General features: G+C 66.5%; 24 protein-coding genes. 9 read left to right on the top strand and 15 right to left on the bottom strand.

The window, feature by feature from the left end; genetic code table 11:
• Nucleotides 1-12: 12 nt before the first annotated feature.
• From CE453_RS14425 to CE453_RS14375, 11 genes are all read right to left on the bottom strand, one after another.
• Nucleotides 13-249, bottom strand: coding sequence for a hypothetical protein (locus CE453_RS14425; RefSeq protein WP_089175221.1), 237 nt, complete (start codon nucleotides 247-249; stop codon nucleotides 13-15).
• Nucleotides 246-1,298 (bottom strand): NADH-quinone oxidoreductase subunit NuoH, encoded by a 1,053-nt coding sequence (gene nuoH, locus CE453_RS14420; RefSeq protein ID WP_089175220.1) that lies wholly within the window; start codon nucleotides 1,296-1,298, stop codon nucleotides 246-248. Before nuoH ends, CE453_RS14425 begins: the two co-directional genes overlap by 4 nt.
• Before the next feature lie 6 nt (nucleotides 1,299-1,304).
• Nucleotides 1,305-3,368, bottom strand: a complete 2,064-nt coding sequence (nuoG, locus tag CE453_RS14415) for an NADH-quinone oxidoreductase subunit NuoG (RefSeq protein ID WP_089175219.1) — start codon at nucleotides 3,366-3,368, stop codon at nucleotides 1,305-1,307.
• 4 nt (nucleotides 3,369-3,372) lie between these two features.
• The gene (gene nuoF / locus CE453_RS14410) at nucleotides 3,373-4,677 is read right to left on the bottom strand and encodes an NADH-quinone oxidoreductase subunit NuoF (RefSeq protein WP_089175218.1); all 1,305 of its coding nucleotides are present in this window, start codon (nucleotides 4,675-4,677) and stop codon (nucleotides 3,373-3,375) included.
• 11 nt (nucleotides 4,678-4,688) lie between these two features.
• The gene (gene nuoE, locus CE453_RS14405) at nucleotides 4,689-5,885 is read right to left on the bottom strand and encodes an NADH-quinone oxidoreductase subunit NuoE (protein ID WP_089175217.1); all 1,197 of its coding nucleotides are present in this window, start codon (nucleotides 5,883-5,885) and stop codon (nucleotides 4,689-4,691) included.
• 13 nt (nucleotides 5,886-5,898) lie between these two features.
• Complete coding sequence (locus tag CE453_RS14400; protein ID WP_157733040.1) at nucleotides 5,899-6,363, bottom strand: hypothetical protein; 465 nt, start codon at nucleotides 6,361-6,363, stop codon at nucleotides 5,899-5,901.
• Between the two features lie 44 nt (nucleotides 6,364-6,407).
• Nucleotides 6,408-7,598 (bottom strand): NADH-quinone oxidoreductase subunit D, encoded by a 1,191-nt coding sequence (locus CE453_RS14395; RefSeq protein ID WP_089175215.1) that lies wholly within the window; start codon nucleotides 7,596-7,598, stop codon nucleotides 6,408-6,410.
• On the bottom strand, nucleotides 7,595-8,038 hold the full coding sequence (locus CE453_RS14390) for a GFA family protein (RefSeq protein ID WP_089175214.1): 444 nt from the start codon (nucleotides 8,036-8,038) through the stop codon (nucleotides 7,595-7,597). Before CE453_RS14390 ends, CE453_RS14395 begins: the two co-directional genes overlap by 4 nt.
• On the bottom strand, nucleotides 8,038-8,643 hold the full coding sequence (locus CE453_RS14385) for an NADH-quinone oxidoreductase subunit C (RefSeq protein ID WP_089175213.1): 606 nt from the start codon (nucleotides 8,641-8,643) through the stop codon (nucleotides 8,038-8,040). Before CE453_RS14385 ends, CE453_RS14390 begins: the two co-directional genes overlap by 1 nt.
• Before the next feature lie 41 nt (nucleotides 8,644-8,684).
• Complete coding sequence (locus CE453_RS14380; protein WP_089175212.1) at nucleotides 8,685-9,269, bottom strand: NuoB/complex I 20 kDa subunit family protein; 585 nt, start codon at nucleotides 9,267-9,269, stop codon at nucleotides 8,685-8,687.
• 66 nt (nucleotides 9,270-9,335) lie between these two features.
• Entirely contained in the window at nucleotides 9,336-9,716 is a 381-nt protein-coding gene (locus tag CE453_RS14375) for an NADH-quinone oxidoreductase subunit A (protein WP_472840990.1), read from the bottom strand.
• Nucleotides 9,717-10,038: 322 nt separating this feature from the next.
• Here CE453_RS14375 and CE453_RS14370 point away from each other — a divergent pair, with 322 nt between their 5' ends.
• Nucleotides 10,039-10,758: a YcbK family protein gene (locus tag CE453_RS14370; RefSeq protein WP_089175211.1), complete on the top strand. Its 720-nt coding sequence runs from the start codon at nucleotides 10,039-10,041 to the stop codon at nucleotides 10,756-10,758.
• A gap of 27 nt (nucleotides 10,759-10,785) precedes the next feature.
• On the opposite strand, the gene tam is transcribed toward CE453_RS14370, so the two are convergent.
• Nucleotides 10,786-11,574, bottom strand: coding sequence for a trans-aconitate 2-methyltransferase (gene tam, locus CE453_RS14365; protein ID WP_089175210.1), 789 nt, complete (start codon nucleotides 11,572-11,574; stop codon nucleotides 10,786-10,788).
• Between the two features lie 404 nt (nucleotides 11,575-11,978).
• On the opposite strand from tam, the gene CE453_RS14360 reads away from it, so the two are divergent.
• The 8 genes from CE453_RS14360 (at nucleotide 11,979) to CE453_RS14325 (ending at nucleotide 19,772) form a co-directional block, all read left to right on the top strand.
• The gene (locus tag CE453_RS14360) at nucleotides 11,979-13,139 is read left to right on the top strand and encodes an ABC transporter substrate-binding protein (protein WP_089177898.1); all 1,161 of its coding nucleotides are present in this window, start codon (nucleotides 11,979-11,981) and stop codon (nucleotides 13,137-13,139) included.
• Nucleotides 13,140-13,221: 82 nt separating this feature from the next.
• The gene (locus tag CE453_RS14355; RefSeq protein WP_089175209.1) at nucleotides 13,222-15,045 is read left to right on the top strand and encodes an ABC transporter permease; all 1,824 of its coding nucleotides are present in this window, start codon (nucleotides 13,222-13,224) and stop codon (nucleotides 15,043-15,045) included.
• An 11-nt stretch (nucleotides 15,046-15,056) separates the two neighbouring features.
• Nucleotides 15,057-15,959 (top strand): ABC transporter ATP-binding protein, encoded by a 903-nt coding sequence (locus CE453_RS14350; protein WP_089175208.1) that lies wholly within the window; start codon nucleotides 15,057-15,059, stop codon nucleotides 15,957-15,959.
• Between the two features lie 10 nt (nucleotides 15,960-15,969).
• Nucleotides 15,970-16,704 (top strand): ABC transporter ATP-binding protein, encoded by a 735-nt coding sequence (locus CE453_RS14345; protein ID WP_089175207.1) that lies wholly within the window; start codon nucleotides 15,970-15,972, stop codon nucleotides 16,702-16,704.
• The gene (locus CE453_RS14340; RefSeq protein WP_089175206.1) at nucleotides 16,701-17,483 is read left to right on the top strand and encodes a VOC family protein; all 783 of its coding nucleotides are present in this window, start codon (nucleotides 16,701-16,703) and stop codon (nucleotides 17,481-17,483) included. The genes CE453_RS14345 and CE453_RS14340 overlap by 4 nt, the downstream gene beginning before the upstream one ends.
• Nucleotides 17,484-17,503: 20 nt before the next feature.
• Entirely contained in the window at nucleotides 17,504-18,541 is a 1,038-nt protein-coding gene (locus tag CE453_RS14335; RefSeq protein WP_089175205.1) for a putative FMN-dependent luciferase-like monooxygenase, read from the top strand.
• Nucleotides 18,542-18,551: 10 nt separating this feature from the next.
• Complete coding sequence (locus tag CE453_RS14330; RefSeq protein ID WP_089175204.1) at nucleotides 18,552-19,151, top strand: CMD domain protein; 600 nt, start codon at nucleotides 18,552-18,554, stop codon at nucleotides 19,149-19,151.
• Nucleotides 19,152-19,169: 18 nt separating this feature from the next.
• Complete coding sequence (locus CE453_RS14325; protein WP_089175203.1) at nucleotides 19,170-19,772, top strand: alkylhydroperoxidase domain protein; 603 nt, start codon at nucleotides 19,170-19,172, stop codon at nucleotides 19,770-19,772.
• A gap of 21 nt (nucleotides 19,773-19,793) precedes the next feature.
• Here the strand turns inward: CE453_RS14325 and CE453_RS14320 are convergent, their stop codons facing one another.
• The 3 genes from CE453_RS14320 to CE453_RS14310 form a co-directional block, all read right to left on the bottom strand.
• Complete coding sequence (locus CE453_RS14320) at nucleotides 19,794-20,951, bottom strand: AGE family epimerase/isomerase (RefSeq protein WP_157733039.1); 1,158 nt, start codon at nucleotides 20,949-20,951, stop codon at nucleotides 19,794-19,796.
• Nucleotides 20,952-20,958: 7 nt separating this feature from the next.
• A complete protein-coding gene (locus tag CE453_RS14315) occupies nucleotides 20,959-21,744 on the bottom strand; it encodes an amino acid ABC transporter ATP-binding protein (RefSeq protein ID WP_089175201.1) in 786 nt (261 codons plus the stop codon).
• A gap of 140 nt (nucleotides 21,745-21,884) precedes the next feature.
• On the bottom strand, nucleotides 21,885-22,721 hold the full coding sequence (locus CE453_RS14310) for a transporter substrate-binding domain-containing protein (protein ID WP_089175200.1): 837 nt from the start codon (nucleotides 22,719-22,721) through the stop codon (nucleotides 21,885-21,887).
• Nucleotides 22,722-22,789 lie beyond the last annotated feature (68 nt).

Raw genomic sequence — 22,789 nt, 5'->3', positions numbered from 1 at the left:
GTCCTTCCATCCTCAGCCGGACAGCGTCCGGCCGATCACGAAACCCAGGATCGGCATGACGCCGACCGTCATCACTATCAACGCCGCCCGCAGGATTCGGATGCGGCGTTCGTAATCCTTTTTCTCGGCCTCGGTCGCGGAGCGATCCGTGCGCCTGAGCGCCCCGATCACCACCGCCGACATCAGCCGGTATTCCAGCAGGCCCAGCGCGAAGCCAATCAACGCGCCGACCGGGCCAGCCCAGATCATCCCGCGGCCGGCCCCCAGCCCATCACCTGCAGAACCAACGCCACGATGACGACGCTCGCGATCGACAGCGGCAGGAAGACCTTCCAGCCCAGGCGCATCAGCTGGTCGTAGCGGTAGCGCGGCACGAAGGCCTTCACCAGCGCGAACATGAAGAACACCAGGCAGACCTTGAGCGCGAACCAGAACACGCCGGGCAGCCAGGTGAAGGGCGCAAGCGCAATCGGGGGCGCCCAGCCGCCGAGGAACAGGATCGTCGTCAGCGAGCACATGGTCATGATCGCCACGTATTCGCCGAGCATGAACAGCAGGTACGGCGTCGAGGAATATTCGACCATGAAGCCCGCCACGAGCTCCGATTCCGCCTCGGCTAGGTCGAAGGGCGGCCGGTTCGTCTCGGCCAGCGCCGAGACGAAGAAGACGACGAACATCGGGAAGAGCGGAATGAAATACCAGTTCAGGATCGAGAGCCACGGCACGCCGAGCGCATGCGCCAACCCGCGATTCTGCTGTGCCTCGACCACAGCCGAGAGGTTCAGCGAGCCGACGCAGAGCAGCACCGTGATGATGACGAAGCCGATCGAGACTTCGTAGGACACCATCTGCGCCGCCGAGCGTAGGGCGCTCATGAACGGATACTTCGAGTTCGAGGCCCAGCCGGCCATGATGATGCCGTAGACGCCGAGCGAGGAGATCGCGAGCACGTAGAGGATGCCGACATTGATGTCGGCGATCGCCCAGCCCTCCGCCACGGGGATCACCGCCCAGGCGCCGAGCGCCAGCAGGCAGGAGATGAACGGCGCCAACAGGAAGATGCCCTTGTTGGCGCCGGCCGGAATGATCGGCTCCTTGAGGGCGAACTTGATCAGGTCCGCGAAGCTCTGGAACAAACCCCAGGGGCCGACGACGTTCGGACCGCGGCGCAGCTGCACAGCTGCCCAGACCTTGCGGTCGGCCAGCAGGATATAGGCGATGAAGACCAGCAGGCAGACCAGCAGCAGCAGGCTTTTGCCGAGGATGATCGCGATATCGAGGACGAGGTCCCAGTTCATGGCCGATTACTCCGCCGCCTGCTGGTGCCGGCCCGAGGCCAGCGCCGAGCATTCCGCCATCACGGCGGAGGCCCGCGCGATCGGGTTGGTCTGATAGAAATCGCCGACGGGCGAAACGAAGCCCGCCTTGTCGGTCTTGCCCCCGAGGCCGGCGAGGCTGCCAATGGCGGCCGCGTCGTTCGTCGGCAGTCCGCCGATGGCGGCGAACTGCGGATAGGCCTCGTAGAGCGCCTTGCGCAGACCCGCCAGCGAGTCGAAGGGCAGCGTCTTGCCGAGATGGCCCGAAAGCGCGCGCAGGATCGCCCAGTCCTCGCGGGCATCGCCCGGCGGGAAGGCGGCACGATCGGCCATCTGCACGCGGCCTTCCGTGTTCACATAGGTGCCCGACTTCTCGGTATAGGCCGCGCCCGGCAGGATCACGTCGGCGCGATGGGCGCCGCGATCGCCATGCGTGCCCTGATAGACGACGAAAGCACCTTCGGGCACTTCGATCTCATCGGCACCGAGCAGGAAGACGAGGTCGAGCGCGCCCGGCTGGAGCATGCCCGCCACATCGAGGCCGCCCTCACCCGGCACGAAGCCGAGATCGAGCGCGCCGACGCGGGCGGCGGCGGTATGGATCACGCCGAAACCGTTCCAGTCTTCGGTCACGGCGCCGAGCGCCTGGGCCGCCTTGGCAGCGAGCGAGAGCACGGCTTCGCCATCGGCGCGGGAGAGAGCTCCCTGCCCGACCAGCACCATCGGCTTGCCGCCAGCGGCCTGCGCCGACTTGACGACATCGGCCAGTGTCTCCGGTCCGGCCCCGAGATAATCATAGGTGTAGGTCAGGTCGGCCTTCTCGCCGATGACGCTGACCTTGAAGTCACCGCGCAGCCAGCGCTTGCGGATGCGGGCGTTCAGGATCGCAGCCTCGCGGCGCGGATTGGAGCCGATGATCAGCAGCGAGGTCGCATCCTCGATGCCGGCGATGCCGGCGTTGAGGACGTAAGAAGCGCGGCCGAACTTCGGATGCAGCTTCGTGCCATCCTGGCGCGCGTCGAGATTGGTGGAGCCGAGCGAGGCGGCCAGGCTCTTGAGCGCGAACATCTCCTCGACCGCCGCGAGATCGCCGGCGATGGCGCCGATCTTCTCCGGTTTGGTCGCCTTAACCTTGGCCGCGATGGCAGCGAAGGCCTCGGTCCAGCTCGCGGGACGCAGGCGACCATGCTCGCGGATATAGGGTCGGTCGAGGCGCTGCGTCTTGAGACCGTCGACGATGTGGCGGGTCTTGTCGGAGATCCACTCCTCGTTCACCGCCTCGTTGAGGCGGGGCAGGACGCGCATGACCTCCTTGCCGCGCGAGTCGACGCGGATCGCCGAGCCGACGGCATCCATCACGTCGATGCTCTCGGTCTTGGTCAGCTCCCAGGGACGGGCCCGGTTCTGATAAGGCTTCGAGGTCAGCGCGCCGACCGGGCAGAGATCGACGACGTTGCTCTGCAGCTCCGAGGTCATCGCCCGTTCGAGATAGGTGGTGATCTCCATGTCCTCGCCGCGGCCGATCGCGCCGAGGTCGGAGGCGCCGGCGACCTCGGTGGTGAAGCGGACGCAGCGCGTGCACTGGATGCAGCGCGTCATCGTCGTCTTGACCAGCGGGCCGATATACTTGTCCTCGACGGCGCGCTTGTTCTCGGCGAAGCGCGAGGAATCCGTACCGAAGGCCATCGCCTGGTCCTGCAGGTCGCACTCGCCGCCCTGGTCGCAGATTGGGCAGTCCAGCGGATGGTTGATGAGCAGGAACTCCATCACCCCTTCGCGCGCCTTCTTGACCATCGGCGACTTGGTCGAGACGACAGGCGGCTCGCCATTCGGGCCGGGGCGCAGGTCGCGTACGCCGATGGCGCAGGAAGCCTGCGGCTTCGGCGGGCCGCCTTTCACCTCGACGAGGCACATGCGGCAGTTGCCGGCGATCGAGAGCCGCTCATGGAAGCAGAAGCGCGGGATCTCGGCCCCGGCGGCCTCGCAGGCCTGGAGCACGGTGTAGTCGGCCGGAACGTCGACCTCGATGCCATCGATGACGATTTTGGTCATGGTCTCACTCCGCCGCCATCAGGCGCACAGGCTCGCTGTGCGGGTTGGCGGCATAGTCGTCGATGCGCTGCTCGATCTCGTGACGGAAATGCGCGATCAGGCCCTGGATCGGCCAGGCCGCGGCGTCGCCGAGCGCGCAGATCGTGTGACCCTCGATCTGCTTGGTGACGTCGAGCAGCATGTCGATCTCGCGCTTCTGGGCGCGGCCCTCGGCCATGCGCTCCATGACGCGCCACATCCAGCCCGTGCCCTCGCGGCAGGGCGTGCACTGGCCGCAGCTCTCATGCTTGTAGAAATGGCTGATGCGGGCGATCGCGCGGACGATGTCTGTCGACTTGTCCATCACGATCACCGCCGCCGTGCCGAGGCCCGAGCGCAGCTTCGAGAGCGAATCGAAATCCATCGGCGTGTCGATGATCTGCTCGGCCGGGACCATGCGCACCGACGACCCGCCGGGGATGACCGCCTTGAGATTGTCCCAGCCGCCGCGGATGCCGCCGCAATGCTTTTCGATCAGCTCGCGGAACGGAATGCCCATCGCCTCTTCGACGTTGCAGGGCTTGTTCACATGGCCAGAGACGCAGAACAGCTTGGTGCCGACATTGTTCGGATTGCCGATCGAGGAGAACCAGGCTGCGCCACGGCGCAGGATGGTGGGGGCGACCGCGATCGACTCGACGTTGTTCACCGTCGTCGGGCAGCCATAAAGACCCATATTGGCCGGGAAAGGCGGCTTCAGCCGCGGCATGCCCTTCTTGCCCTCGAGGCTCTCCAGCAGCGCCGTCTCCTCGCCGCAGATATAGGCGCCGGCGCCGTGAGCCACATAGAGATCAAAGGGATAGCCGTGGACATTGTCCTTGCCGATGAGCTTGGCCTCATAGGCCTCGTCGACGGCGCGCTGCAGCGCCTCGCGTTCGCGGACATATTCGCCGCGAATGTAGATATAGGCCGCATGCGCGCCCATGGCGAAGGAGGCGATCAGGCAGCCCTCGACCAGCGTATGCGGGTCGTTGCGCATGATTTCGCGATCCTTGCAGGTGCCCGGCTCCGACTCGTCGGCATTGACGACGAGATAGTGCGGGCGCCCATCGCTCTGCTTGGGCATGAACGACCATTTCAGCCCGGTCGGGAAACCGGCACCGCCGCGGCCGCGCAGGCCGGACTTCTTCATCTCGTCGATGATCCAGTCCCGGCCCTGCTCCAGCAGGAACTTGGTGCCGTCCCAGGCGCCGCGCTGGATCGCACCCTTCAGGGTACGGTCATGCAGGCCGTAGAGATTGGTGAAGATGCGATCGCGATCTGCGAGCATGTCCTAGTGCCTCACTCTGCCGGCTTGTCGCCAAGCTTCGACTCCGGGCGCCAGCCCGTGGCGAGCTTCTTCGACTGAGCAATCCAGTCGTCGCGCAGCGCCCTGCCCTTGAAGCCGGTCAGGCGCGCATCGACCCAGGCGAGCTCCGCCGGCGTCCATTTGGCGATCTGGTCGTAGTGCCAGACCCCCATCTCGTTGAGCATCTTGGCGAGCTTCGGCCCGACGCCCCAGATCAGCTCGAGATCGTCGCCCTTGCCGCCGCGTGCGGTGGTCAGCAGTTCGGGCTTGCTCTCGTCGACGGCGGGCTTTGCGGCCTCGACGACATCCTTCTTGTCCACCTTGCCCTTGGCAGCCGGCGTATCGTTGGCCGCGCTGGAGGGTTGGGCGGGCGCGGAGGGCTTCGGACGGCCCGCAGCAGCCGTCTCGGTCGCAGGCTTGGCGGCGACGGCGGCCGGGGTGGCCTCGGCCTTCTTCGCCTCGGCTTCGGCAGCCTTCTTGGCTTCCGCCTCGGCAGCAGCCTTGGCGGCGGCAGCTTCCGCAGCCGCCTTGCGCTGCTCAAGAATGCGCTTCTGCCAGTCGCCGGCGCCGATCATGGAGCCGTTGTACAGCGCAGGGTCCTTCAGCGTGTCGGGCCCACCCGCCGGAGCGGAGCCGATGCGGCCGTCCTGCGGACCGGGCTTGGTCGGCCGACCGTGACGCAGGTCATCGAGGAGCTTGCGGAAGGAATCCGGGTTCAGGTCCTCGTAGTAGTCGACATTGATCTGCGCCATCGGGGCGTTGCAGCAGGCGCCAAGGCACTCGACCTCGAGCCAGGAGAGCTTGCCATCGGCCGTGACGGTCGATTGCGGGCCGATGACCTCCTCGCAGACCTTCTTCAGCGCCTCGGCGCCGCGCAGGGCGCAAGGCGTCGTGCCGCAGAGCTGGACGAAATACTCGCCCACCGGCTGCAGGTTGAACATGGTGTAGAAGGTCGCGACCTCGAGCACCCGCATCGGCGCCATGCCGAGACGCTTGGCAACGGTCTCGATGACGGCGCGCGAGACCCAGCCTTCCTGCTCCTGCGCCCTCCACAGCAGCGGGATGACGGCCGAGGCCTGGCGGCCTTCCGGATACTTGGCAATCTGCTGGTCGATCCAGTTCTCGTTCGCCGCGGTGAAGGCGAAGGAGGCGGGCTGGATGGGATCAGGTGCGAGACGGCGGACAGACATCTTCAATCTCGTTTCAGCATTGCCCGACCGCGCGGGTCACGCGGCAGCCGGAGAAACCTTCATTCGGGCAAAGATAGGCCGGCTGGCCACAGCCCTTATCGTAGATCAGCCACGGCCTGCCATCAGCATGATGCATGCCTGCGTAGCGATAACCGGCGCGCTTGAGATCGGCGATCCGCACATGCCGAGGCAGGACGTTCGGGTCGCGGCGGCGGTTCGGGAAGCAGGCCCCGGTGCTCCATGCCTTCTGGGCGCAGTGATATTCGCGCCCATCAGCGTGGCGATAGACATAATAGACGTAAGGCGCGCCGCCGTCGGTACCGACATAGCGAAAGCCGTTGGCCTCCAGCTCGCGATGGTCACGTCGACTTGCCATCTGATCCCGGGCGGCCTGCTGCATGCGCTGACGCCAATCGTTCGGCAGCTGTTGCGCCACCGTCTCGGCGCCCAAAAGGCCACTCACCATCATGGCCGACAAGGCCAGCAGCGTGGATCGGCGCGGAAGAGACGAGGCGCGAGCCATCAACGATCGACCTCCCCGAAGACGATGTCGAGGGAGCCGAGGATCGCGGAGACGTCGGCGAGCATGTGCTTGCGGCACATGAAATCCATGGCCTGGAGATGGGCGAAGCCCGGGGCCTTGATCTTGCAGCGATAGGGCTTGTTGGTGCCGTCGGAGACCAGATAGACGCCGAACTCGCCCTTCGGCGCCTCGACGGCGGCATAGACCTCGCCGGCCGGCACCTTGTAGCCCTCGGTGTAGAGCTTGAAATGGTGGATCAGCGCTTCCATCGAGCGCTTCATCTCACCGCGCTTGGGCGGCACCATCTTGCCGTCGAGCGAGGAGACCGGGCCGCCGCCATCGGGCGCCAGCAGCTTCTCGCAGCACTGCTTCATGATGCGGACCGACTGGCGCATCTCCTCCATGCGGATGCAGTAGCGGTCGTAGCAGTCGCCGTTCTTACCGACGGGGATGTCGAACTCCATTTCCTCGTAGCATTCGTAGGGCTGCGACTTGCGCAGGTCCCACGGCGCGCCGGAGCCGCGCACCATCACGCCCGAGAAGCCCCATTTCCAGCAGGTCTCGAGATCGACCACGCCGATATCGACGTTGCGCTGCTTGAAGATGCGGTTGTCGGTGAGCAATCCTTCGAGGTCGTCGCAGACCTTGAGGAACGGGTCGCACCACTCGGCGATGTCGTGGATCAGCGAGACGGGGATGTCCTGGTGCACGCCGCCGGGGCGGACATAGGCCGCGTGCATGCGCGCCCCGCAGGCCCGCTCGTAGAAGATCATCAGCTTCTCGCGCTCCTCGAAGCCCCAGAGCGGAGGCGTCAGCGCGCCGACGTCCATCGCCTGCGTGGTGACGTTCAGGAGATGCGAGAGGATGCGGCCGATCTCGGAATAGAGCACACGGATGAGCTGGCCGCGGCGCGGCACGGTCACGCCGGCGAGGCGCTCGACCGCCAGCGCGAAGGCATGCTCCTGATTCATCGGCGCGACATAGTCGAGCCGGTCGAAATAGGGCACGGCCTGGAGATAGGTCTTGGCCTCGATCAGCTTCTCGGTGCCGCGATGCAGCAGGCCGATATGCGGATCGACGCGCTCGACCACCTCGCCGTCCAGCTCCAGCACGAGGCGAAGAACGCCGTGCGCGGCCGGGTGCTGCGGACCGAAATTGATCGAGAAGTTGCGGATGTTGTGCTCGGTCATGCCGTGCCGCCCTGCTTTGCCGCGACGCGGGCCAGGAACTCGTCCCCGGTCAGCCGTGGCCGCTCGCCGGCAAACGCATAGAGCGCCGGCTTTTCATCGATGAAAATCTCCGAGACGAAGTCGAAGGACGATTGATCGTCGAAGCTTTGGAAGGCCACCGCGACATGGCCGTCCCCGCCTTCGCGCAGGCGCCAGAACAGGCTTGACCCGCAGGTCTTGCAGAAGACCCGCTCCCCCCAGTCGGAAGACGGATAGACGCCGAGCGCCTGCTCGTCCGCCACGGACACACCGGAGCACGGCACTGCCATGAAGACGCCGCCGCTCCATTTCCGGCACATGCCGCAATGGCAGACGTCCATCTCCTGCTTCTCGGGCGTCGCGGTGAAACGAACCGCGCCGCAGAGGCAGCCGCCGGACAGAGGTTGGTGGCCGGACGCCATCACGCCCCCTTCGCCTTCTCGTCGCCCGGCAGCACGTAATCCGTGCCTTCCCAGGGCGAGAGGAAATCGAAGTTGCGGAATTCTTGGTTGAGTTTCACCGACTCGTACACGACCCGCTTCTGTTCGTCGTCGTAGCGAACCTCGACGAAGCCGGTCAGCGGGAAGTCCTTGCGCAGCGGATAGCCCTCGAAGCCGTAGTCGGTGAGGATGCGGCGCAGGTCGGGATGGCCGGAGAACAGGATGCCGTAGAAGTCGTAGGCCTCGCGCTCGAACCAGTTCGCCGCCGGGAAGACGTCGACGATGGAGGGAACCGGCGTCGCCTCGTCGGTCTGAACCTTGACGCGGATGCGTCGGTTATGGTGCGGCGCCAGCAGCTGGTAGACGACGTCGAAGCGCTTCTCGCGGCCGGGATAGTCGGCACCGGCGATATCGGTGAAATTGACGAAGCGGAAGCGGGGGTCGGCGTAGAGCGTCTTCATCACACGCACGATCGATGCCGCCTCGGCATGGATCGTCAGCTCCTCGAAGGCGACGACCGCTTCGGTGACCGCGCCGGGCAGCGCTGCCTGGATCTCTTCGCCGAGTTTTACGAGCGCTTCGCTCATCGCTTCACCTTCATCGCCTGCAGCATCGACCGATCGGGCGCTCAGCGCTCGATCGTGCCGGTGCGGCGGATCTTCTTCTGCAGCAGCAGGACGCCATAGAGCAGCGCCTCCGCCGTCGGCGGGCAGCCCGGGACGTAGATGTCGATCGGGACGATACGGTCGCAGCCGCGCACCACCGAATAGCTGTAGTGATAGTAGCCGCCGCCATTGGCGCAGGAGCCCATCGAGATGACGTAGCGCGGCTCCGGCATCTGGTCGTAGACCTTGCGGAGCGCGGGAGCCATCTTGTTGGTCAGCGTGCCGGCGACGATCATCACGTCCGACTGGCGCGGTGAGGCGCGCGGCGCGAAGCCGAAACGCTCGACGTCGTAGCGCGGCATCGAGAGCTGCATCATCTCGACGGCGCAGCAGGCCAGGCCGAAGGTCATCCACATCAGCGAGCCCGTGCGGGCCCAGTTGATCAGATCGTCGGTGGCGGTGACGAGAAAGCCCTTGTCGGCGAGTTCGTTGTTGATCTCGGCAAAGAACGGATCACGCGTGCCGACCGGCTTGCCGTCCGGGCCGAGAAGCCCCCTCGGTGCCGGCGCGACGAGCGGATCGCCGCGATCGATCGCTGTGACTGCCATGTCCTAATCCTCGTGAACTTCAAACCTGCCAGATAGGAAGCGGAACGCCGCCTCGCGATCGGACAGTTAGTCCCACTCCAGCGCGCCCTTGCGCCACTCGTAGACAAAGCCCACGGTCAGCACGCCGAGAAAGACCATCATCGACCAGAAACCATACCAGCCGAGGCTGCCGAAGGCGACGGCCCATGGGAACAGGAACGCGACCTCGAGATCGAAGATGATGAAGAGAATCGCGACCAGATAGAACCGGACGTCGAACTTCATGCGGGCATCGTCGAACGCGTTGAAGCCGCATTCGTAGGCCGAAAGCTTTTCGGCATCCGGCTTCGAATAGGCGATGGCGAAGGGCGCGATCAGCAGCGCCAGGCCGATCACCGCCGAGACGCCGATGAACAGCACCAGCGGCAGATAGTCGGTCAGAAGGGAATGCACCGGGAGAGCTTGCATCGTCGAACTCGCTTCGCGCGGCAGCACCGAGGCTTGCCGCCCCGTTCGCTTAGACCGTCGATTAGAATGAAGCAAGACTCCGCCGCGCCGCACAATCGCGCAGGCGGGTTGTATGCGGCGCAGGATGCGGCAAAATCCCGCCGCCCCGGCCTCGTCTTATGGCCGTGAGGCGAAATTCAGCCGAAAACGCGCATTTTCCGCGCCATCGGCCCAGAGGAATTCGTTCACCCTGCCCGAATCGCCAGCGGACAGGGCTCTTTTTTGAAGGGCATTTCATGCGTCCCCAGATCCCGTTCCGCCGTGATGCAACGCTGATCGGGGCATGGCTGGCGTGAAGCCCGCCCGCCTGCCTGCGAGTCTGGCCTTCGCCGCTCTGCTAACCGTCTCGACCGAAGCTTTCGCCCAGATCGGCGAGAGCGTGCGCGCGCCCTTGCCGCCTCAGCGCCCCTTCGATCTCGATCTGGAGGGCACGCCCAAGCTGCCGCCGATCGTCATGCCGCCCCGCAGCCCCTCCGCGCAGGAGACGCCCGCGAGCGCGTCGGTCGAGGAAACACCATCTGCCGCGCCTTCGGCGGAAACGCCCGAGCCGGAGACGCCAGCCTCCGAGACACCGCCAGCCCAAGGCGCATCACCCGCGATCGGCGAGTCGGATGAAGACGAGGGCCCGGAATGGCCGAAGCTCACGCCCGGCCAGAAGGCCGGCGCCGAGCCGGAATTCGACCCGAACGAGAAGCCGGACCGGCCCGGCATCTCCACGGATCCAGGCACTTCGATCGCTTGCCTGCCGGAGCGGCTGAAGGGAATTCTCGGCCAGATCGCCGAGAAATACGGGGCGGTGAAAGTGACCTCGACCTGGCGGCCACCCTGGCGCGCCCGGCGCGGCTCCTATCACAAGCGCTGCGAGGCGATGGACTTCCGCGTCCCCGGCGTCCGGCCGCGCATGGTCCTGGAATGGGCCCGGACGCTGCCCGAAGTCGGCGGCAACCATGTCTACTGGAACGGGCTGATCCACATCGACACGGGGCCGCGCCGGCCCTGGTGAGTCGGCGCAGGCGGATTGGCCCGCGCCTCAGATCGCCGCTCGCGTCGCGACGATGAACAACCGCGGAAAGCGCAGCAGCACCTTGCCGTCGGGCTCCGCCGGGTAGGCTCGCGCGATCCGCTCCCTGTAGCGTGCGAGGAAAGTTTCGCGCTCATCCGCCGGCAGCGGATCGAGATAGGGCTTCAGCCCGGTGCTCTTGAACCATTCGACAATCGCGTCGGGGCCGTTCAGCGCATGCACATAGGTGGTCTGCCAGAGATCGACCGAGCAGCCGGCGTCTGCGAGCCAGCGCCGGTAATCGGAGAAGCTGCCGATCAGCGCCTTGGCCTCGGCGGCTCGGGCCAGGCGTCCCGCCCACGGCCCCTCAGCCGCAGTCTCCGCCATGGCAACATGGGACGGCTCGCTCAGATTGTTGGGCATCTGCACGGCAAGCACACCGCCCGGTTTCAGCGCGGCCGCGAGACGCGCGAACAGCGCAGCATGATCCGGCAACCATTGCAGCACCGCATTCGCGAAAATTAGATCATAGCGGGAGTCGGCCGACCAGTCGTCGAGGTTCGCGAGAACGAAGGCGAGCTTTGGCAAGCGCTTGCGCGCCTTTTCGAGCATATCGGTTGAGGAATCGAGCCCCGTCACCTCGGCATTCGGAAAGCGCGCCGCGACCAGCTCGGTGCTGTTGCCGGGGCCACAACCGAGATCGATGCACTGAGTCGGCGCCTCCAGCCTGACGCGCTGGATCAAGTCGAGCGAGGGGCGCGTCCGCTCATCCTCGAAGCGCAGATATTGATCGGCATCCCAATCGACTTTGGCGGCCATGTCGCATTCCAATCCGAAGCTCGTGTCTCCGGCGCGCTGCGCACCGAAGCGAGCGCAGCTTATGGCGGCCCCGCTGGCGAGACCAGCATGCCGAAGCCTGCCGGAAGCGCGATGTTTCGAACTGGCAACGCATAACAGCGGAGCCGTTGCCGCAATCGTTCTGTTTAAAGAACGATTGCGGCTTGGATCGATAGACACCGGTCGCTCTCGCTTTCAACCCCAGATCATTTTCGGCTGAATCGAAAATAAAATCTTCTAAAGGTCATTTTGAGAGGCCAAATCTACTGCTGGAATCGTTCTTTTGAAAGAACGTTTCGTTGACGCCATGCCGCATCGGGAGCAGATTTTTCCGCAGCGCCGCTGGAGCGGCGCACGGCATTCTCGACGTCATCGCGGAGCACATCATGATCACCCGTCGTCTCATTCTGCAGTCCGGCGCAGCCGCGTTCGCCCTGGCGGCGACGACCGGCCTCGGCCGCGCAGCCGAGACCGCCGGCGAGCCGATCTATCTCGGCGTCAGCGGCCCGCTGACCGGCCCGAATGCGCAATATGGCGCGCAATGGAAGCAAGGTTTCGACCTGGCACTGGACCAGATCAACGGTTCCGGCGGCATCAAGGGTCGGCCTCTGCAGTATCTCTTCGAGGACACCCAGAGCGATCCGAAGCAGACGGTTGCGGTCGCGCAGAAGTTCATCGCCGACAAGCGCATCGTCGCCGAGCTGGGCGATTTCTCCAGCCCGGCCTCGATGGCGGCCTCACCGATCTATCAGCGCGCCGGCCTCCTCCAGTTCGGCCTCACCAACTCGCACCCCGATTTCACCAAGACGGGCGACTTCATCTGGAGCAACTCGGTCAGCCAGGCCGAGGAACAGCCCCTCAACGCCGCCTTCGCGGTCAAGCGGCTCGGCTTCAAGCGGATCGCGGTGCTGCATCTCAACACCGACTGGGGCCGCACCAGCAAGGACCACCTGGCCGCCGCCGCCAAGGCGCTCGGTGCCGAGATCGTGGCGACGGAAGGCTATCTCCCCGAAGAGAAGGATTTTCGCTCGACGCTGGTGCGCGTCCGCGACGCCAACCCCGATGGGCTCTTCCTCGAGTCCTATTATGCCGATGCCGCACTGATCGTCCGCCAGGCGCGCCAGATCGGGCTCAATGTGCCGGTTGCAGCGGCAAGCTCGATCTACTCGCCGAAATTCGTCGAACTGGGCGGCGAGGCCGCCGAGGGCGTCTTCACCTCCTCGCGCTTCTTCCCCGAGGATCCGCGGCCGGAGGTCCAAAGCTTCGTCAGCGCCTTCAAGGCGAAATACGGCAAGGAGCCCGACGCCTTCAACTCCTACGCCTACGACACGATGATCCTGTTCGGGCAGGTGCTGCGCGAGGCGCCCGATCTCGAGCGCAAGACCGTCCGCGACACGCTTGCCAAGGTGAAGGACGTGCCGAGCGTCGTCTACGGCAAGGCGACCTTCGATCCGAAGACCCGGCGCGTCGCCGGCGCGCGCAGCGCCGAGCTCGTGGTGAAGGGCGGCCGCTTCACGCTCTGGGACGGCAGCAAGGCGACGAACTGAGCGCCACACACGCCTCCCGCAAAGGTTCCGTCATCCCGGACCAAGTCCCCGGGATGACAAGCCCATTCAAGACTGACCAACCATGACCTCCTGGTTCGACCACACCATCAACGGCCTGATCATCGGCAACATCTATGCGCTGCTGGCGGTGGGGCTGGCGCTGATCTTCGGCGTCAGCCGCCTCATCAACTTCGCCCATGGCTCGGTCTATGTCGTCGGCGCCTATGTCGGCTGGGTCGCCGTCTCGGTGCTGAAGACGCCGTTTCCGGTGACGCTTGTCATCGTTGTGGCGATCACGGCCCTGCTCGGTGTCCTGATCGAGCGGTTCGGCATCCGGCCGCTGGCGACCGCGCCGCGCATCGCGCCGCTGCTCGCCACCATCGGGCTGAGTTTCGTGCTCGACCAGAGCGTGCAGATCCTGTTCAGCCCCGATCCGCGCTCCGTGCCGATGCAGCTCCCGAACTGGCGCATCTCCATCGGCGGCGGCTCGATCGGCGTGCTCGACCTCTTGATCGGCAGCATCGGCATCACCGCCGCTGTCGCGCTGTTCACCTTCCTCAAGCTGTCGAAATGGGGCTGGGCGGTGCGCGCCACGGCGCTCGACCGCGATGCGGCCCGCGCGATGGGCGTCGATGTCGACAAGGTCAACCGCATCGTCTTCGCCATCGCCTCGGCGCTCGGCGGCGTCGGCGGCGTGCTGGTCGGCATGTATTACAACGTCATCACCCCGACGATGGGCTTCGAGGCGACGCTGAAGGGCATCGTCGCGGAGGTGGTCGGCGGCGTCGGCAACGTGCCGGGCGCCATCGTCGGCTCGCTGCTGCTCGGCATCACCGAGAGCTACGGCGTCGCGCTCCTCGGCACGAGCTATCGCAACCTCTTCGCCTTCGTGCTGCTGATCGCGATCCTCGTGCTGCGGCCGAACGGGCTCTTCGCCAGCCGCCGCCAGCTCCCGCCCGAGCCGATGACTGGCACCTTCGTTGCGCCGAGCAGGCCGGTCAATGTGCCCGTTCCACTGGTCGCGGCAGCAGCGGCAGTGGCCATCGCCCTGCCCTTCCTGGTCGACAACGGTTATCTGATCCAGACCCTGACCAATGCTTGGCTCTATGCCCTGCTGGGCTTGAGCATCACCCTCGTCGCCGGCACCAGCGGGCAGGTCTCGCTCGGCCATGCGGCGCTGCTCGCCATCGGCGGCTATACCTCGGCGCTGCTCGCCTCCAACCTCGGCTGGCCGGTCTGGCTGACGCTCTTGATCGGCGGTTTCGCAGCGGCGGGCATCGGCACGCTCCTGGTTTCGCCGGCCTTCCGGCTGCGCGGGCACTATGTCTCGATCGCGACGCTCGGCATCGGCGAGATCGTGGCGCTGGTCATCCTGAACTGGGAGAGCGTCACGCGCGGGCCGATCGGCGTCGCCGGCATTCCGCCGCTCTCGCTCTTCGGCTACGAGCTCTACGACACCAACGTGATCTACTGGTTCGCGCTCGCGCTGATGATCGCGCTGGCGCTGCTGCAACTGCGCCTGCTCGGCTCGCATCTCGGCCGAACGCTCAGGGCCGTGCGCGACGACGACGTCGCGGCGCGCTCCTTCGGCATCGGGCTCAACCGCTACAAGGGGCTGGCCTTCGCCTTCGGCGGCTTCTTCGCCGGCATCAGCGGCGCCTTCACCGCCCATATGTATTCCTACATCAACCACGAGACCTTCAACACGCAGATCTCCGTGCTGGCGCTGACCATCGCGATCCTCGGCGGCATGGGCAATGTCGGCGGCGCCATCCTCGGCTCGCTCGCCCTGATCGGCCTGCCCGAGATCTTCCGGGTCGCCGCCGAATACCGCATCCTGTTCTACGGCATCGCGCTCGTCCTGCTCGTCCGCTTCCGGCCGCAGGGCCTGCTCGGCACCGTCTGAGGAGAACCGGCATGACCGCTCCCTTCCCCCTGCCGGCTTCTGCCGTCCGCCGCCCCCTGCTCGAAGCGCGCGGGCTGGTGCGCCGCTTCGGCGGCGTCACCGCCGTCGCCGGCATCGACCTTTCTATCGCCGAGGGCGAACTCGTCAGCGTCATCGGTCCGAACGGCGCCGGCAAGACGACCGCCTTCAACCTGATCAGCGGGCTCGACAAGCCTGACGAGGGCTCGATCCGTTTCGACGGCGCCGACATCACCGGCAAATCGCCCGAGGCGGTCGCCAATGCGGGGCTGGTCAGGACCTTCCAGCACGGGCGCGTCTTCGCCAATCTCAGCATCGCTGACAATGTGCTGGTCGGCGCACATCGCCGGCTCAAGGCCGTGCGCCCCGCCTGGCCGGTGATCGGTCCGGTCGCCGAACTCGCGCTTGCGCTGGTCCGGCCGCCCTCCGTGAAGCGGGAGGAAGCGGCGCTGCGCGACGAGGTGCGCGAGATTCTGGCGATCTTCGGCGAACGCCTGCTGCCGCGCATCGACCAGCCGGCCTACAGCCTGTCTTATGCGAACCGCCGCCGCGTCGAGATCGCGCGGGCGCTCGCAGCGCGGCCGAAGCTGCTGCTGCTCGACGAGCCCACCGCCGGCATGAACCAGACCGAGACCGCCGAGATGCTGGAGATCATCGCCGGGCTCAAAAGCCGCGGCCAGACGATCCTGCTGATCGAGCACAAGCTCGACATGGTGATGCGGCTCTCCGATCGTGTGATCGTGCTCGACGACGGCAGGAAGATCGCCGAGGGCCTGCCGCTCGCCGTCCGCAACGACCCCGCGGTGATCGAGGCCTATCTCGGCCATGGCGGCGTCGGCGCCGCAGCGGCCGGCACACCCAAGGCCGTGCCGCAACCCCTCCCCCTTTCCGCGTGACGTTGCTGCGATGAGCGAAAACCGACCGATCCTCGAACTACAGGCGATCGACACCTTCTACGGCCCGGTGCAGGCGCATTTCGGCCTCTCGCTGCATGTCGGCCAGGGCGAGATCGTCTCGCTGCTCGGCGGCAACGCCAGCGGCAAGTCGACGACGATGAAGATCATCCTCGGGCTGGTGAAGCCGGCCGCCGGCGACGTGCTGGTCAACGGCGTCTCGACGCTGAAGCTGAAGACGCCCGAGATCGTGCGGCTCGGCGTCGGCACCGTGCCAGAGGCGCGGCGGCTCTTCGGCGCGATGAGCGTGCGCGAGAACCTGCTGATGGGCGCCTTCGTGCGCGACGACAAGGCCGGGGTCGCAGCCGATCTCGACCGCGTGCTCGGCCTGTTTCCGCGCGTCGCCCAGCGGCTCGACCAGCAGGCCGGCACACTCTCGGGCGGCGAGCAGCAGATGGTCGCTATGGCGCGCGCCCTGATGAGCCGGCCGCGCGTCATCATTATGGACGAGCCGACCATGGGTCTCTCGCCGCTCTGGGTCGACCGCGTGCTGGCGCTGATCCGCGACATCAACGGCCAGGGCGTCGCCATCTTCATGGTCGAGCAGAATGCGAGCCTCGCGCTCCAGATCGCCCATCGCGGCTATGTCCTTCAGACGGGCCGCATCGTTCTCGAAGGCAAGGCCGCCGATCTCCTGTCCGATGCCCGGATCAGGGATGCCTATCTCGGCGGCGCGGAGGCGGCATGAGCTTGAGCGATATCACTCGGCAGAATCTCAGGATCGACCACGCGGTCATCGTCACCGACGATCTCGACGGAGCCATCGCCGCATGGCGCGAGCGCGGCTTCACGGTCGAGCCGGGCGGCCGGCATCCGCGCGGCAGCGTCAACGCGCTGATCTCCTTCGCCGACGGCGCCTATATCGAGATCATCGCATTCCCGGTGCCCCAGGAGGACTTCTTCTGGTGGCACACCCTTCAGAAGGACGGGCCAGGGCCAATCGACCTCGCGCTGCTGCCGGAAGACCTTGACGCCGTGCTGATACAGGCGGGTGCGGCGGGGCTCGGCTACGCGCCGCCGCAGGATGGCGGCCGCAAGCGCCCCGATGGCGAGACGCTGGTCTGGCGCACGGCCCGGCCGGCTGAGACCGACCTGCCCTTCTTCTGCTTCGACGTCACGCCGCGGCCGCTGCGGGTTCCGGCCGCCCCGCGCCATGCCAATGGGGCAACCGGCTTCGGCGCAATCAGCGTTGCGGTAGCCGATCTCGCGGCCTCCACCCGCCGCTGGGAAGCGCTGACCGGCAGAACCGCCGCCGCGATCGGCGCGCTGCCTGGCCTCGATGCGGCCGCCGCCGCCCTCGATCTCGGCACGACGCGGCTCGTCCTGCTTGCGCCCGAACGGCCGGGCTTGGGCGCCATCGCCGAGCATCTCGAACGGCGCGGTCAGGGCCTGTTCGGTCTCTCCTTCGCCGGAACCGACCCGACCGTATCCTACAGCCAGCCGGCCGAGCGACCGGCTTCCGCCTGAGCTTCGAAAGGTTTCGCATCATGGCCGGCAAACGCCTCGGCTTCTTCACCCGCCTCCTCGACGATGCCCCGGCGGCGGAGCGCTACCGGATCGCCACCGAGCAGATCGTCCATGCCGAGCGCCATGGCTTCGACAGCGCCTGGGTCGCCCAGCATCACTTCCACCGCGACGAGGGCGGGCTGCCCTCGCCTTTGCCCTTCCTGGCCTATGTCGCGGCGCGGACCAGCCGCATTCGGCTCGGCACCGGCATCATCATCCTGCCGATGGAAGATCCCGTCCGCACGGCCGAGGACACGGTCGTGGTCGATCTGCTCTCGGGCGGCCGGCTCGAAGTCGGGCTCGGCACCGGCGCGACACCGGAGACCTTCCTCGCCTTCGGCCTCGACAAGGAGCAGCGCACGGAGATCTTCGCACGCAACCTCGACAAGCTGCATGAGGCCTGGAGCGGCGCAGCGCTGGGCCATGAGCAGAACCGGCTCTATCCCGAGGCCGGCACCCTGCCGCAGCGCACCTGGCACGCGACCTTCTCGGCTGCCGGCGCCGAGCGCATCGGCAAGGCTGGTGCCGGGCTGATGCTCTCACGCACCCAGCCGCGCAGCGCCGACAAGCCGGACGCGACGCTGCCCGAGATCCAGCATCCGATCGTCGACGCCTATCTCGCCAATCTGCCGGCCGGCGTCGCGCCGCGCATCATGGCCTCGCGCACGCTGTTCGTCGCCGACAGCCGGGAAGAGGCGCTGAAACAGGCGGAGCGTGGCCTCAACCATGTGCTCGACCGCTTCATCGCCAGCGGCCACCGCATCGAAGACCGCAGCCTCGCGGGGCTGATCCGCACGCTCGATACCCATGTCGGCGCGCCCGAGGACGTCATCGCCTCGCTCGAAGCCGACACCATCCTGCCCCGCGTCACCGATGTGGTCTTCCAGGTGCATTCAGTCGATCCGCCGCCGCCGCTCGTGCTGCGCTCGATCGAACTCACCGCCGAAAAGGTCGCCCCGGCCCTCGGCTGGAAGGACACACCCGCCGCGCCGCCCGTCAGGCTCGCGGCCAACGCATGAGGTCCGTCCCATGAGCGCTCAAGACACCCCCGACATTCTCGACCTTCTCGCCGGCGTCGTCCCCGGTTCGGCCCTCGACACGCTGAGACGCGAGCGCCCGCAGACGCGCGACAATGTGCAGGCGAGCTATGCCGCCCTGTTCGGGGCTCCCGACGAGACCGGCGTGACGCCAAGCGAGCGGCTGGCGGTCGCGAGCTTCGTCGCTCTGCTGCATGGCGGCGTTCCGGCCGCGGCGCATTATCTCGACCGGCTCGAAGCGCAGCCGGACGGCGCCAAGCTCGCGGCCACGATCCGGCAGCAGGCCGAGCTCGCTGCTGCGCAAGGGCCTTACGGCGCCTATCCGCCCGGGCCGCTGTCTCGGGAGGATGTGCCCGGGCCGGTCTTCACGGTGAACGAGGCTGGCCGCGCCGCGCTTGGCGAGCGCCTGTCGGCCGCGCTCGCTCATGTACATCTGCTGGTCCTGCATCCGCGCGATGCCGCCGCATCCGACCTCGCCGCCCTGCAGGAGGCAGGCTGGAGCACAGCGGCGATCGTCACGCTCTCGCAGCTCGTCGCCTACCTCGCCTTCCAGATCCGCGCCGCGCATGGCCTGCGCGTCCTCGCCGCCTGAACCTGATGGAGCACGACGATGAGCGATGCCACACTCGAACGTCCGGCCACCACGGCGCCGAACCGCTTCACCCAGGCCGAGCTCGGCTGGGAAGCCTGGATCGACCCGATTCCCGAAGACGCGCTGACCGATCGACAGAAGGAAGGGCTGGTCGATATCGCACGCGCCAAGAGCCCTTATTTCCGGCTCCTCGCGCATGATCCGGACATCCTCCGGGCGCGGACGCTGGCCGACAAGGACATCTTCTACAATACCCGTGCCGGGCTGCCCCGCGCCGAGCGAGAGCTGGCCGCGGCCGCCGTCTCGCGCAACAATGGCTGCATCTACTGCGCCTCGGTGCATGCCCGCTTCGCCAGCACCTTCTCGAAGCGCAAGGACGACGTCCAGCGCCTGCTCGACGAAGGCACCGGCGCCGATATCGATTCGCTCTGGAATGCGGTGATCGAGGCCTCCGTCGCGCTCACGGCAACGCCGATCGCCTTCGGTCCCGAGCATGTCCGCAAGCTGCGCGATCTCGGCCTCGACGATCTCGCGATCTCGGACCTGATCCACGCCGCCTCGTTCTTCAACTGGGCGAACCGGCTGATGCTCTCGCTCGGCGAGCCGGTCGAGCAGGACTGAGAAGGCGCTTGCAGCGGCGGCCTATGCCGCTGTCTCGCCTGGCTGCGGCGGCATGATCCGCAGCGTTTCCGCCAGGCACAGGAAGAGGTGGTAGAGCACCCGCGACGGCAGCGCGATCGGCAGCGGCGCACCGGCCCGATCGAGCTGGTTGTGCCAGAGCCCGGTCCGCGTATCGACGAAATGCTGGAAAGTCAGGCCGAGATGGTGCGAAAGCCGCTCCGCCGCCGTCTTGTCGCCCGCAAATTCGAAGCGGGCGCCCAGCGCCTTGATGAATTCCGTCTGCGGCCAGAGCAGCTTTGTCGGTGCGACGAGCCCCCCATCGGGGTCGATGCCGTCGAACACCAGCGCCGGGCAACCCGGATCGCTGTCGATGCCATGCGCGTGTCCGAAGCGATAGAGCCCGTCAGCCAGCCCGCGCACCCTCTCCCAGCCGGTCAGGCGATGGTGGTGATGCAGCAGCCAGACCCATTCGAACTGATGGCCCGGCTCGCGCAATCGGCCGGGGTCGCCCACCACGGGCTGCCAGTCTGTATCGAAGAATTCTCCGAGTGTGCCCTGCGCATCGATGAAGCGCTCGGCCGCCAGCCGGACGATGCGGTCGGCTGCATCGAACCAGCGCTGGTTGCCGGTCGCTTCAGCCAGCGCGTGGAAGGCTTCGAGCAGATGCATATGCGGATTCTGACGCCGCGGCAGTGTGCCGAGATCGTCCTCGGTATAGCCGCCGAACGGAGCGGCCAGCTTGCTTTCGATCCCGTCCATCGTCGCCTCGGCCAGGCGGATTGCCTCCGCTTCGCCGGTCAGCCGGTGATAATGCGCGGATGCGAAGAGCACGAAGGCCAGGTCGTAGAGGTCACGGCGCGGAACGCTCGCGGAGCCATCGGGACGAAAGCGCTTCGGCACATAGCCATTCGCGGCCTGGGCCTTCAGCAGCAGGTCGAAACCATGCCGCGCCGCCTCCAGCGACGCTGGATCGCCGCTCAATCGTGCGGCGTGGCTGAAAGTGTAAGCGAGGCGCGCCGTCGTGAGCGCGCTGCGGTCCGGCGCCGCGACCGGACGACCGTCCGCCGTGAATTCTTCGGTGAAGCCGCCCGCGGCGTGATCGACGGCGCGTTCGATCCAGCTCGGGATCAGCGTCCCATAGGTCCAGCGCTGCAAGCCGGCAGGCGACAGGTCGAGCATGGTCGGCTCAGTGCGCCTGCGTCTGCGCGTGCAGGATCTGGCCGAGGAACTTGCGCGTCCGCTCGTTCTGCGGCGCGGTGAAGAACTGATCCGGCGCGGCAACCTCGACGATCTCGCCGGCATCCATGAAGATCACCCGGTCGGCAACCTTGCGGGCAAAACCCATCTCATGGGTGACGCAGAGCATGGTCATGCCGCTCTCGGCCAGTTCGACCATGACGTCGAGCACTTCGCTGACCATTTCGGGATCGAGAGCCGATGTCGGCTCGTCGAACAACATGATCTTCGGATTCATACAGAGCGAACGCGCGATCGCGACGCGCTGCTGCTGGCCGCCCGAAAGCTGTACCGGATATTTGTTTGCCTGCTCCGGGATATGGACGCGCTCCAGGATCTTTCGGGCATTCGCCTCGGCCTCGGGCCGCGGAATGCCGCGCACCTTCATCGGCGCGAGCGTGCAGTTCTCCAGCGCGGTGAGATGCGGAAACAGGTTGAAGCTCTGGAACACCATGCCGATCTCGCGACGGATGTCCTCGATACCCTTGAGTTTGGCGTCGACGGTCGTGCCGTCGATGACGATCTCGCCCTTCTGATGCTCTTCAAGCTGGTTCAGGCAACGGATCAGCGTCGACTTGCCCGAGCCCGAGGGCCCGCAGATGACGATGCGCTCGCCGCGCGAGACGGTGAGGTCGATGTCGCGCAGGACATGGAAGTCGCCGTAGAACTTGTCGACCTTGCGCATCTCGATGATCACGTCGCCGATCTCGTGGCCGGCGGGGGCGATGGCGCTCATCTGGAAAACCGTTTCGTATGGGATGGTGGAAGATGCGCCCGGCCGAGGACCGGGCGCATCTGTTTCGACGGAAGCCGCCATGCGGACCCGTGCTTCGACGAGGGCTCAGGCCCGCGTCGAAACCGTGGCGCCGCTAAAGCTCACCACTTGTCGCCGTTGAATTTCGGCATCGGCGGCAGCTTCGGGAGCGGCATGCCGAACCACTTCTGGTTGATCTTCGAGAGCTCGCCATTGCCCTCGATCTCGGCGATGAACTTGTTGGCGTACTCGGCCAGCGCCGTATCGGCCTTGCGGAAGGCCATGCCGTTGGCCTGCTCCTTCAGCGTGATCTTCGGCTCGATGTTGAGCTGTGGGTAGTCCTTGTTGAGCTGGGCGAGGATGGTGTTGCTCGCGCCCATCGCCTGGACCTGGCCCGAGATCAGCGCCTGAAGGGCGGTGGCGTCGTCGTCATAGCGCTTCAGCGGCGTGCCCTGCGGGGCGACGGCGCTGATCGCGATGTCCTGCGTCGAAGCGCGGGCGACGCTGATCGTCACGTTCTTCAGGTCTTCCGGCGCCTTGATGGCCAGGCTCTTGGGCGCCAGCACATAGATGGTCAGCGTGCTGTAGGGGTTGGAGAACAGCACCTGCTTCTGGCGCTCGGGGGTGATGCCGAAAGTGGCGATCAGCACGTCGACCTTGTTGGTCAGCAGGTAGGGGATGCGGTTCGGACCGGTAACCGGCACGAGCTCGAGCTTGACGCCCATGGCCTTGGCCATCAGCGCCGCGACATCCGCGTCGTAGCCGGCCGGCTGCTGGTTGGCGTCGGTGCCGCCGAAGGGCGGATAGTCGGTCAGCACGCCGACCATCAGCTTGCCGCGGGCCTTGATCTCGTCAGGCGTCGCGGCCTGGGCCGGGGCGGTGTTGAGTGCGGCGGCGGCAAGGCCGGCGAAGACCAGCGCGCCGAGGCCGCGCCGGCAAATCGATTTAAACAGGGACATGGGTCGTTCTCCTCTCAGGGTAGGCTGGTGTTCGCATCGATACGTTCCGAGCATGTGCGTTCCGCAAA

It is taken from the genome of Bosea sp. AS-1 (assembly GCF_002220095.1).
Taxonomy (GTDB): domain Bacteria; phylum Pseudomonadota; class Alphaproteobacteria; order Rhizobiales; family Beijerinckiaceae; genus Allobosea.
The sequence above is the reverse complement of the archived record's forward strand: the minus strand, read 5'-3'. Positions and strand labels throughout refer to the sequence as shown.